We start from the raw sequence: 11,871 nt of genomic DNA on the forward strand, positions 1-11,871 counted from the left end.
TTACTTAAAGACAGACTGGTCTTTGAAGGCTTGAATGGCCGCATTCAACTCATCTGTATCTGGAAGATCCTTTGTTGACCGAATAACTTCCAAGAGGTTATCGTAATGCAAATCAAAATAAGCATACAATTCTTCTTCAAAGGTCAAGATATCATCAATCGGCACTGAATCCAAATAACCATTAGTCAAGGCGTACAAAATCAAGACTTGTTTTTCAACAGGTAATGGTTTGTGCAATGGTTGTTTGAGAACCTCGACTGTACGACGACCACGGTTGAGTTTAGCCTGCGTAGCCGCATCCAAATCCGAACCAAATTGCGTAAAGGCCTCCAATTCACGGTAAGAAGCAAGGTCGATACGGAGAGTACCAGCCACCTTCTTCATCGCCTTGATTTGAGCCGAACCGCCGACACGCGATACAGAAGAACCTGCATCAATGGCCGGACGAATACCTGAGTTGAACAAGTCATCCTTGAGGAAAATTTGTCCATCGGTAATAGAAATCACGTTGGTTGCGATATAGGCTGAAATGTCTCCTGCCTGTGTCTCGATAAATGGCAGAGCTGTAATCGAGCCTCCACCCAACTCATCAGATACCTTAGCCGAGCGCTCTAGTAAGCGACTGTGCAAGTAGAATACATCCCCTGGATAGGCCTCACGACCTGGAGGACGACGGAGCAAGAGAGACAATTCACGGTAGGCTACCGCTTGTTTTGACAAATCATCATAGACAATCAAAACGTGCTTGCCTTCGTACATAAATTCTTCCGCCATAGCAACACCTGCATAAGGGGCCAAGAACAAGAGCGGAGAAGGTTGCGATGCAGAGGCTGTTACAATAATTGTGTAGTCCAAAGCACCGTACTGACGAAGGGTTTCTACCTGTGTACGAACCGTTGATTCCTTCTGACCAATGGCCACGTAGATACAAATCATATCTTGGCCTTTTTGGTTGAGAATGGCGTCAATAGCTACAGACGTTTTACCCGTCTGGCGGTCACCGATAATCAACTCCCGCTGGCCACGACCGATTGGTACCAAGGCATCAATGGCTTTCAAACCTGTTTGCAAAGGCTCTGTAACAGATTTACGTTGCATAACACCGGGAGCTGGGTATTCAACTGGACGTGTCTTTGTCGTACGGATTTCTCCTAAGCCATCAACCGGTTGACCGAGCGGATTGATAACCCGACCAATCAAGCCTGAACCAACTGGTACTTCCATGATTTTACCAGTCCGACGGACCACTGAGCCTTCACGGATGTCTGTAAAATCTCCGAGAATGATGATACCAACATCATTGGTCTCCAAGTTTTGAGCCATACCAATAGTATCGTTTTCAAAAATCAGAAGCTCGCCACTCATGGCATTATCTAGACCCTGAGCACGAGCAATTCCGTCACCGATATAGGTCACTACACCTGTCTCAGTATAGTCAAAATCAGGCTGAAAGCCCTCTATTTGTTGTTTTAGTAAAGCGCTAATTTCTTGTGCATTAATCACCAAAAGAACACCACTTTCTATTTTCTAAAGTTTTTTCCTAACGTCATTCAACTGACTGCGTACACTGGCATCAATGACCTTGTGGTTGACCGTCACAATAAAGCCCCCCATCAAAGTATTATTAAGCTCTTCAACAATACTACGAACACGAAGAGAAAAACGTGTTTCTACCAGTCGACGAAGACGCTCTTTTTGTTCTTCTGTCAGCGGATAAACTGAAACCACATGGGCCTCAAATTCATTTTTAAACTTACTAATTTGTAGCTGAGCACGTTCCAGCGTTTCCAGGAGCAAATCAGCATGCCCATCTCGAATCACATCTTCGATAAGGTCATTGATTTGCCAAAAACTGGACTGACGCACAGTCCGAACGAATTCAGCCTTCTCTTCTTTAGAAACAGTCGCTGACAACAAGAGACGATTGAGCTTACTATCATGAATAATGGAAATCAAGGCTGAAATTTGGTCATACATTTCCCAAATCTCTTCATGATCACTAACTTTTTCAGCAAATGATAGAGCATACTTTTGCACCAGGGCATTTTCTCTAGCGTTCATCTACTTGTCTCCTAGTTTATCCAAATAACGATCAATCAATTGACTATGGGCCTGCTGGTCCAAATCTTCCAAGATAATCTTTCCAGCCAAATCAACTGCCAACTCCGCTACCTGTACATGCAGGTTTTCTTGAGCTTCGCGTCTTTCTGCCTCGATTTCAAGCTGAGCCTTTTGTTTCAAACCTTGAATTTCAACATCAGCTTGTTCCAACAAGCGCTTCTTCTCTAATTTTGCACGTTCAACAGCATCTTGAATGATTTTTTGACCTTCGATACGGCCTTGAACCAACTCATCTTCTCTCTGTTGTACAAGCTTAGAAGCCTGCGTTAATTTTTCTTCCGCACTATCAATATCATTGGCAATCTTAGTAGCACGTTCTTCAAAAATTCCAGTAATCTTGTCCCACGCAAATAGGCGAATTAAGACGAGTAGGACAGCAAAAGATGCTGTTACCAGAATAAAGTTCCCCAAAACTGTACTTGATTGCATTGCAATAAGTGTTACCATCTTTTCATATTCCCTTTCTTACTCTGCCTCACCACTAATTTTCTTGTTCAAATACATAGACACCAGCATGACAAATACATAGGATTGCAAGCAGGAGATGAACACAGAAAAAGCTGTCCAAATGACGTTTAAGCCAAATGCGATAGGATAAACGAAGGCGCCTTTTTGAGATAATTGCAAGAGGAGAGAAACCAGTACTTCCCCCGCATAGATATTCCCATATAAACGGAGTGCAAGAGAAGCCAGATTGGTCACTTCTTCCAAAATATTCATTGGAGTCATAGCCCATGGCGTTACAAATGCTTTCAAATACTCCTTAAATCCGCGACGACGAATACCTTCGACATGACAAAATACCGTTGCAATGGTAGCAAGACCGAAGTCGTAGGCCATATTGGCTGTTGGAGAGGTCCATAGATTGTGTCCTTGAGCGGTTTCAATCTTTGTCATCAAACCAAGGTTATTGGCAACCAAAAGAAATGTGAAGGCTGTAAAGAAGAAAAGTGCATAGCGTTTTGCATTTTCATTACCCAAATTTCCCTTAGTAAAATTGATAACTAGTTCATACACGTACTCCAAAACATTCTGTTTTCCTTTTGGCTTCAGTTCCATTCGACGACTGGCCCAAAAAACAAGTAAGAAAATAACGGAAATGGTTATAATAGAAACCAATACCATGGTCAGGTCAAAGGTTATGGGACCAAGGGTAAGGGTTGGACTTAAATGTTCTTCCAATGGAGGTTCCCCCCTTTTCTATTTCTCTATTTTCTACTATTTCAAGACAAACATCATAGCCAAGGTTACGAAGAACGTTCCCTCGATAAAGGCAACACCCAAGAATACACCAGCCATTAACTTGCTTTGCATTTCTGGTTGACGTGCAGTCGAACTAAGGTAAGAAGCTACCAACAGTCCCTCACCAATACTTACACCAAGACAGGCTAAACCTAAAGCCAATGCGCCTAAATTCATAACGAATTCTCCTTTTAAAATTTTAATACCATGTAAGGATACTCCTAAAACATCTATTTGTCAAGAAAATACCGTCATTGGAAGCGTTTAATTCGCTTTAATTAATCAAAAAGAAAAGACACTTTTGTCCTTTCTTCCTATTTAATTGACACTTCAAAATGATTTGTTTCCTCAATAAATCGCTGTGCCATTTTTTCACGATTGATTTGTTCAGTATCCAGGGTAATAGCATGGTCTGAAACCAAGTCCGTATCCGCAAAGAATTCGATATGATTGGCCAGATTGTATAAATGGACCGGAGCATCTCCACCAAACTCTCCATCTAGGTTGAGCAAGAGGCGACTGGAATTGTCCAAGTGCTTGATAGATAAGCTCCTGGTCTTGATATACTCGACCAAATTGCTATCTACATGCTTGCCACCGTCCAAGACCTGACGAATCAGATGTAGAATTTCAAAGAGATTGCCTGTTTTCACCATGAGTAAGGTAAAATTGCCGTCATCCAGCTTGGCATCCGGTACAATTTGCTCAAAGCCTCCGATAGAATTGGTCAGGGCCACAAAAATCATGGAGACAGACCCTTCAAAAATCCCCTTGTCATGTTGGACACGCACCGGTGTAAACTGGACCTGCGGCAATAGCTCTGCCCCCTTGACCACATAGGCCAGGTAGCCAAACATGGTCTTGAGCTGGCTAGGCACACTGTAAGTCAATTCAGTCAAGGTGCCCAGGGCAGCAATATTGATAAAGTAATGCTCCTGGGAATAGCCGTTCTTCACGTTCTTAGCCAGACCAATATCCATTAAAATGGTCTGATTTTTTCCAATCAACTTGGCTGCCTCAACTGGATTCCCCCGTGGAACCTTTAGGGCACGGGCATAGTCATTGGTCGTTCCCGTTGGAATAATCGCCATACGAGGTCGTTTTTCAAGCGGAGCAATGCCATTGACTACTTCGTTAATAGTGCCGTCACCACCAGCAGCAATGACCAAGTCAAATCCAGCCAGGGCTGCCCGTCTAGCCTCGTTTTTAGCTGAATCTTTTTCTGGAGTAGTCTGAAAGGCAGAGGTTTCATAACCAAATCCTTCCAAAACATTCAGCACTTCTGCTACATTTTTCTTCATGATTTCTTGTCCCGAGGTCGGGTTATAAATCAATCTTGCACGTTTTTGTTCTTCCATGATTTCCTTAGAGGCTCTCTAACCAGACCTCGTCTCTTATTTCAATTCCTAATTCTTGGGCCTTGGCCAACTTACTTCCAGCATCTGCGCCAGCGACGACTAGATTGGTTCTCTTGGAAACAGAGCCAGCTACATTAGCACCCAAAGCCTCCAGTTTGGCCTTTGCCTCACTGCGTTTCATCCGCACCAACTTACCTGTCAAGACAACCGTCATGCCAGATAAAGCTGCATCCGTCGCTACTTGTTGACCTAAATAGGCTAGATTGACACCGGCTTCTTTCAGTTCGCTCAGCAATTTCTGCGCACCTTCGCTAGAGAAATAAGTTACCAGCGATTGGGCGATGACCTGTCCCAAACCTTCTAGGCCAGAAATAGTTTCTAAGTCAGCCTGTGCCAGATTTTCCAAATCACCCAAGGCCGTCAGCAAAATCTTACTAGCCTTGCTACCAACGTGGCGAATGCCCAAGCCGAACAGCAAGCGCTCCGCTGAATTGTCTTTCGATGCCTGAATAGCCTGATAGAGTTTTTCAGCTGATTTTTCCTTGAAACCTTCCAAGGTCAGCAAATCTTCAACTGTCAGCTTGTAGATGTCTGCCACATCATGGACCAGACCAGACTGGTAGAGTTTTTCTACAATCGAAGTCCCCAAGCCGGCAATATTCATGGCATCTCGGCTGGCAAAATGCTCTAGCTTGCTCATGAGCTGGCTTGGGCAAAGGGGATTGATACAGCGTAGGGCCACCTCGTCCTCATAATGCTGCAAGTCACCTGAACAGCTTGGACAAGCAGTTGGTATTGGCATTGGTTCTTGGTGATTTCGGTAGTTGTCCACGACTTTGAGGACAGCTGGAATGATGTCACCGGCCTTATAGACGATAACCGTATCGCCGATTCTGATATCTTTTTCAGCAATATAGTCGACATTGTGGAGTGTGGCGCGGCTAACAGTGGTTCCTGCCAATTGAACTGGGCTGAGGTTGGCTGTCGGTGTTACCACACCAGTCCGGCCGACTGTCCAGTCGACAGACAGGATTTCCGCCTCTTTTTCCTCAGCTGGGAACTTATAAGCCACCGCCCATCGGGGCGCTTTGACAGTGAAGCCCAATTCTTCCTGGACAGCTAGGTCATTAACTTTGATAACGATACCGTCTATCTCATAGGGCAAACTGTCTCGCTGCTCTGCCATTTTTTCAATAAAAGCCCAAACAGCGTCCATATCAGCCGACAACTGATAGTCGTGGTTGGTCACAAAGCCAAGTCTGTCCAACTTGTCAAGGACCTCCGACTGGCTGGTCGCCTCTGTCGGACTGGCCTCCTGGTAGAGAAAGGTCGCGAGTCCACGCTGGGCAACGACACCTGTATCCAGCTGGCGGAGAGTTCCTGCAGCAGCATTGCGAGGATTGGCAAACTCAGCCTCACCAGCCTCCTGCCTCTGGGCATTGACCCGTTCAAAGGAAGTCTTAGGCATGTAGCACTCGCCCCGAACAGTCATGTCGATAGGCTCTGGCAGGGTCAGCGGAATATCCGCCACACGCTTGAGGTTTTCCGTGATATTTTCACCGACACTGCCGTCTCCACGGGTAGCACCGACCACCAGCTGGCCAGCCTCGTAGGTCAGGGAAATGGATAGACCATCAATTTTCAACTCACAAATATAGCTGGCACCTGGAAATTCCTTGCGGACACGCTGGTCAAAGGCGTCCAACTCCTCACGAGAAAAGGCATCCTGCAAGCTAAAAAGGGGATAAACGTGGCTGTATTTTTCAAAACCGTCCAAGATTTTTCCGCCGACACGGTGGGTCGGACTGTCTGGCAAAACCAGTTCTGGGTGGGAACTTTCTAATTCCACCAATTCACGATAAAGCTTGTCATATTCAGCATCGGACACGCTTGGTTTGTCAAGTTGATAATATTCTTTGGCATACTGATTGAGTAGGCCCACTAATTCTGTCATTCTTGTCTTCATAAGACCTATTATACCATGAACTAGGATTTACATTGTAGAAAAAAGGCCGATTTAAACCGACCTCAAGTACTATTTATATCCCTCTGCTTTCGACAAAGTCTTTGAACAATTTTACCGCCTCAACAGTTCTGTGATCCATGAATAAACTGGTGTCAGTATCCATTTCCTGAATGGATGCTATGTCGTCTTCTGTCAAGGCAAAATCGAAAATGGCGAAGTTTTCTGCCATGCGTTCTTTTTTGACAGACTTGCAGTTTGAGGCAATTCCTCTTTGAAATAGCCATCGAAGAATGACCTGAGCAACTGATTTTTGATATTTTTGACCAGTCCCTCTCTAACTTGCCTACTCTGCCGTTTTCCAGAGAGGAGCTAGCCATAGCTGTACCAAAAGGCCATGAACTAGCCAAGCGGTCAGCTGTAACTTTCGTAGAGATAAACGGCTACAATTTCCTGCTCAAGACCAATCTGGGCTTTTGGAGACAACTTTGCTATGACAAGATGCCCCAGTCTAAATTTTTCGTCCAGGAAAATGACTTTGCCTTTCAGGAGCTGGTCGCCAATTCTTCCCTACCCCACTTCACGACCAACCTGGTGAAGACCGATAAGGAACGGGTGGTCATTCCTCTTACTGACGACGAGGCAGGCGTCACCTACCACATTTATTGCCGAAATCCAGACCTTTACCAGTCATTAAAGCAAGCTCTGAATCAGGATGACTATCCGTTATTTTGATATTTTTTGGTAAAAAAAGTATAATGAGGACAAAGTCATTCAGTTTGCTTATAGTATTTGCTTCAATAGTCCTGTGAGCTGAGCAAGGTTTGAAATAAGACTTGCGACAGCAAGTATTATTCGCAGAATACGGCAGGATGACTTAACGACGCAAAAGAAGATAAAATGAGCGACAAAAAGATGGAGGTGCCGTATGGCTATAACATACAAACGACAAGATGATTTGGATAAGATGCTGGCAGAATTTGCTTCCTTTGATCAGCTGGAAAAAGTCGAATTTCCAGAGCCAGAAACTGATTCCGAAGAAGAAAATAATAAGAAAAAGTGAATTTTCTGACAATTTATGCTATAATGTACTTTATACTGAACAGATTGGAAATTGTCTATGTCATCACACGTATTATTTACTATTTTTGGTGCAAGTGGCGACCTCGCCAAACGCAAACTCTATCCATCACTTTTCCGCCTCTACAAGGCTGGACACTTGGCTGAAAATTTCGCCGTTATCGGAACTGCTCGCCGTCCTTGGACCAAGGAATATTTTGAATCGATTGTCATCGAATCCTTGGAAGATTTACCAGATACACCGCGTCAAGCTCACGAATTTGCCAGCCATTTCTACTATCAAAGCCATGATGTCAACGATACGGAGCATTATGTAGCTCTTCGAAAATTACAAGATGACTTGCGTGAAAAGTACGATACCCAACACAACAAGGTCTTCTTCTTATCCATGGCCCCTGAATTCTTCGGAACCATTGCCAAACACCTCAAGTCTGAGAAAATCGTTGACGGACAAGGTTTTGAGCGTTTGATTATCGAAAAACCTTTTGGAACAAGCCTTGCAACTGCAAGCAAACTCAATGATGAATTGGCTGCTGCCTTCGAGGAAGACCAAATCTACCGTATCGACCACTATCTAGGCAAGGAAATGGTGCAAAATATCTTTGCCGTGCGCTTTGCCAATATTATTTTTGAGCATGTATGGAACCGCCGATATATTGACAATGTGCAGATTACTTTTGCAGAATCTATCGGCGTTGAAGACCGTGGGGGCTACTACGACCATTCAGGTGCCTTGAAAGATATGGTTCAAAACCATGTTCTTCAAGTTCTTTCCTTGCTAGCAATGGACAAGCCCGCTAGTTTTAAGGAACAAGACGTTCGTGCTGAGAAAATCAAGGTTTTCCAGAACTTGCGTCAGCAAACGGACGAAGAACTCAAACGCAACTTCATTCGCGGACAATATGCTGCGGGTAGCATCGACGGTAAGGACTACATTTCTTATCTCGACGAGCCAAATATTGCTGAAAACTCGCAAACTGAAACCTTTGCAGGCGGTGTGTTCTTTGTTGATACAGACCGTTTCCGCGACGTACCATTCTTCTTCCGCACAGGGAAACGCCTGACTGAAAAAGGCACCCGTGTGACCATTACCTTCAAGCATACGGAAGATATTTTCGGCGAGCCATCTGAGGCCAATGTATTGACCATCTACATCCAGCCGACCGAAGGATTTGCCTTGACCATCAATGGTAAGGAAGTTGGCTCAAGCTTTGCGCTTACACCTGCCAAACTCAATTTCCGCCACAATGCGACAGCACTTGGCAATTCGCCAGAGGCCTACGAAAAACTCTTCTTTGATGTCTTGAATGGCGATTCGACCAACTTCAGCCACTGGAAAGAAGTCAAGGCCAGCTGGACTTTGATTGACCGTGTGGTCGAACTTTGGAAAACCAACCAAGTCCCCCTTCACACCTACCCTGCCGGTTCTATGGGACCTGATGCCGCTTTCGACTTGCTCGACAGCTACAGCAGAAAATGGGTTTGGACACCGGATGTTTGGTATCGTGAGCGTGGTTTGTTGTAAGATAAGAAAAACTGGAGCAATCCAGTTTTTTTAGGAGATATTATGAACACAATCATTCAAGAAATTTTAGAAAAGTTAGAAGACGCTAGTCACGCTGGGACCCTCAAGCGCTATGCTAAAACTCAGGAAATCCAGCCCTATTACGGCGTTCCGATGGGAGCCATTTCTGGTATTGCCAAGAATTACAAAAATCAGCTCGAACTCTTTACTCCCCTCTGGCAGACAAAGGTTTTGGAAGCCCAATATTTAGCCATTCAGATTGCCAAGACTAAGCCAAATCAATTGGAAACAGCAGAGCTTGAAACCTGTTTGGATGCAGCTGTTTCTGTCAATGTACTGGATAAATTGGCCTCTATTATCTTGAGCAAACGGAAAGACAGCGAGGTATGGGAAGAATTATTGTTGAACAAGGAAGAGCCTGTTTTTCAATGTCTAGGCTGGTTTTTACGGGCCAAATATTTTGCAAGTAAGTCGGCTGAAAAAGCTGAAATCGAAGGAACATTGGAGTATATCAAATTGCATTTGCAAACTGCACCTGAGCTTGTCCAATGGACCATGAATCAATGTTTGGTGGACATTGCTGTGACCTACCCAGATTACTTGGAGCAGGGCTTGGCGATTGGTAAGGAACTGGCGGTTTACGCTGATATGAAGGTGCCAAAGGGCTGTACTTCTGCCTATGCACCCGACTGGATTGAGGCATTATTAAGGAGAAAATAAAATGCAACATAAAGGAACTCAAGTATTAGAAACCCAACGCCTAGTCTTACGCCCTTTTCAAGCAAGCGATGTTGAGCCTGTTTTCCAAAACTGGACTTCAGATGAAAAGGTTACCACCTATCTGACCTGGCCAACTCATCAGACACTCCAAGATACTGAAGACTATGTCCAGTTCTGTCTTCAATCCTATTCACAAGAAAAAGCGTACAGGTGGGTAATTGAGCTCAAAGAAAATCAGCAACCCATTGGAGATATTTCCGTTGTCAGCCTTGATGAAAGAGTCCAAGCTGCTGAATTGGGCTGGGTGTTAGGCAGTAAATGGTGGGGACAAAATTATATGCCCGAAGCGCTTGAAGCTGTTAATCACTATTTATTGGAGGAAGTGGGCTGTTTACGGATTACGGCTGTTCACGATAGTGAAAATCGTCCTTCTGGTCGCGTCATGGAAAAAGTCGGCATGACCTACGAAGGTACTCTCCGACAAGCCGCTCGAAACAATCGTGGTCTTGTGGATATTGCCATTTACTCCCTACTGCATACAGATAAGAAAAGTCGCTAGTTTTTCAACTAACGACTTTTTTTCAATATTACACCAATCCCTCTAAAAGTCCACGCATGAACTCTTCGGATTTAAATTCTCCAATGTCATCGATTTTCTCACCGAAACCTATCAGTTTAACAGGAATATCCAACTCCTGACGAATAGCCAGAACGACGCCACCTTTTGCAGTACCGTCTAGCTTGGTCAAAACAAGACCTGTCAATGGAGTAATTTTCGCAAATTCCTTGGCTTGACTAAGGGCGTTTTGTCCTGTCGAGGCATCTAGCGCTAAGAGGGTTTCATGCGGTGCATCAGGCAGAGTCCGCTTGATGATGCGACCGATTTTTTCCAGCTCTGCCATGAGGTTTTCTTTATTTTGCAAGCGACCTGCTGTGTCAATCATGAGAATATCCACGCCTTCTGCCACGGCACGTTTTACCCCATCAAAGACCACGCTGGCTGGGTCTGACTTTTCAGGACCAGTGACCACTGGCACATCGACACGACGACCCCACTCGACCAGCTGGGCTACCGCACCTGCACGGAAGGTGTCCGCCGCAACCAGCATAACCTTCTTACCAGCTTGCTTGTACTTGTAGGCTAACTTACCGATAGACGTCGTCTTCCCAACACCGTTGACACCGACAAAGAGCATGACAGTCAAATCATCTTGGAAGTTGATCTGCTCGCTGAACTCGCCATCTTTTTCGTAGATATCCACTAACTTTTCGATGATCACACGACGGAGTTCCTCGGTCTTTTTGGCCTTCTGTAGCTTGGCCTCATATCGAAGCTCCTCTGTCAGTGTAGAGGCAACTTGCACCCCTACGTCTGACAAAATCAGCATTTCTTCTAACTCTTCGAAAAATTCTTCGTCTACTAAACGGAAATTGGCAAAGAATTCATTGAGCCTTGCCCCAAAGCCTGTGCGGGTCTTTTTCAAAGTCCGCTGATACTTGTCCTGCTCGCTCTCCTGCTCTACTGGAGCAACTTCCTCAACAGGCTCTTCTTTGGCCTTGGTTTGAATAGCTGGGTCAAGCCCCAACTCCTGTGCTTCTTTGACACGGGCCGCAGCAGCCTCCTTGGCAGCATAATACTGGGCCATTATATCCAAAGTCCGTTGTTTTTGAGCTTCTTGCTCTGCTGTGAGGTCTGCATTCTCCTCAGGCTCCTCTGCAACGGCAGTTTCTTGAGCAACTGATTCAGTTTCAGATACTTCTGTATCTTCACTAGAATCTAACTGTTCCGTCTCCACTTCCTCAACAGGAGAGACTTGCTCTTCTAGTTTTTCTTTTCCAAATAATCGATCAAATAATCCCAT

At 44.8% G+C, this 11,871-nt stretch carries 13 protein-coding genes and 1 pseudogene; 5 read left to right on the top strand and 9 right to left on the bottom strand.

The features are described from left to right. From atpA to ACHBHN_RS00545, 8 genes and pseudogenes are all read right to left on the bottom strand, one after another. A complete protein-coding gene (gene atpA / locus ACHBHN_RS00510) occupies positions 1-1,506 on the bottom strand; it encodes a F0F1 ATP synthase subunit alpha (protein WP_105111677.1) in 1,506 nt (501 codons plus the stop codon). Positions 1,507-1,527: 21 nt separating this feature from the next. Further along, positions 1,528-2,061, bottom strand: coding sequence for a F0F1 ATP synthase subunit delta (locus ACHBHN_RS00515; protein WP_105122206.1), 534 nt, complete (start codon positions 2,059-2,061; stop codon positions 1,528-1,530). Beyond that, entirely contained in the window at positions 2,062-2,568 is a 507-nt protein-coding gene (atpF, locus tag ACHBHN_RS00520; RefSeq protein ID WP_105111675.1) for a F0F1 ATP synthase subunit B, read from the bottom strand. 18 nt (positions 2,569-2,586) lie between these two features. After that, the gene (gene atpB, locus ACHBHN_RS00525) at positions 2,587-3,303 is read right to left on the bottom strand and encodes a F0F1 ATP synthase subunit A (RefSeq protein WP_394733426.1); all 717 of its coding nucleotides are present in this window, start codon (positions 3,301-3,303) and stop codon (positions 2,587-2,589) included. Between the two features lie 36 nt (positions 3,304-3,339). Next, positions 3,340-3,540, bottom strand: coding sequence for a F0F1 ATP synthase subunit C (locus tag ACHBHN_RS00530; protein ID WP_105109681.1), 201 nt, complete (start codon positions 3,538-3,540; stop codon positions 3,340-3,342). 137 nt (positions 3,541-3,677) lie between these two features. Continuing rightward, positions 3,678-4,721, bottom strand: coding sequence for a diacylglycerol kinase family lipid kinase (locus tag ACHBHN_RS00535; protein ID WP_105111673.1), 1,044 nt, complete (start codon positions 4,719-4,721; stop codon positions 3,678-3,680). Between the two features lie 7 nt (positions 4,722-4,728). Further along, on the bottom strand, positions 4,729-6,687 hold the full coding sequence (ligA, locus tag ACHBHN_RS00540; protein WP_394733427.1) for an NAD-dependent DNA ligase LigA: 1,959 nt from the start codon (positions 6,685-6,687) through the stop codon (positions 4,729-4,731). A 73-nt stretch (positions 6,688-6,760) separates the two neighbouring features. After that, positions 6,761-6,997: pseudogene (locus ACHBHN_RS00545) on the bottom strand (aldo/keto reductase); the annotation flags it as partial. 29 nt (positions 6,998-7,026) lie between these two features. Here ACHBHN_RS00545 and ACHBHN_RS00550 point away from each other — a divergent pair. The 5 genes from ACHBHN_RS00550 to ACHBHN_RS00570 all read left to right on the top strand — a co-directional run bounded on the left by ACHBHN_RS00550 (position 7,027) and on the right by ACHBHN_RS00570 (position 10,568). Then, positions 7,027-7,419, top strand: coding sequence for a hypothetical protein (locus ACHBHN_RS00550; protein ID WP_153048336.1), 393 nt, complete (start codon positions 7,027-7,029; stop codon positions 7,417-7,419). 193 nt (positions 7,420-7,612) lie between these two features. Continuing rightward, entirely contained in the window at positions 7,613-7,747 is a 135-nt protein-coding gene (locus ACHBHN_RS00555; RefSeq protein ID WP_394733428.1) for an SPJ_0845 family protein, read from the top strand. Positions 7,748-7,804: 57 nt separating this feature from the next. Beyond that, positions 7,805-9,289 carry a glucose-6-phosphate dehydrogenase gene (gene zwf, locus ACHBHN_RS00560; RefSeq protein ID WP_394733429.1) on the top strand — a complete coding sequence of 495 codons (1,485 nt, stop codon included), beginning with the start codon at positions 7,805-7,807 and terminating at the stop codon, positions 9,287-9,289. 42 nt (positions 9,290-9,331) lie between these two features. Then, positions 9,332-10,009 carry a DNA alkylation repair protein gene (locus ACHBHN_RS00565; protein WP_394733430.1) on the top strand — a complete coding sequence of 226 codons (678 nt, stop codon included), beginning with the start codon at positions 9,332-9,334 and terminating at the stop codon, positions 10,007-10,009. 1 nt (position 10,010) lies between these two features. Continuing rightward, positions 10,011-10,568: a GNAT family N-acetyltransferase gene (locus tag ACHBHN_RS00570; protein WP_394732927.1), complete on the top strand. Its 558-nt coding sequence runs from the start codon at positions 10,011-10,013 to the stop codon at positions 10,566-10,568. Between the two features lie 28 nt (positions 10,569-10,596). Here ACHBHN_RS00570 and ftsY read toward each other — a convergent pair whose 3' ends face one another. Next, positions 10,597-11,871: a signal recognition particle-docking protein FtsY gene (gene ftsY / locus ACHBHN_RS00575; protein WP_394732926.1), complete on the bottom strand. Its 1,275-nt coding sequence runs from the start codon at positions 11,869-11,871 to the stop codon at positions 10,597-10,599.

Origin of the sequence: Streptococcus sp. A22, from assembly GCF_043674215.1 — a bacterium.
In the GTDB taxonomy this organism is placed as follows: domain Bacteria; phylum Bacillota; class Bacilli; order Lactobacillales; family Streptococcaceae; genus Streptococcus; species Streptococcus suis_V.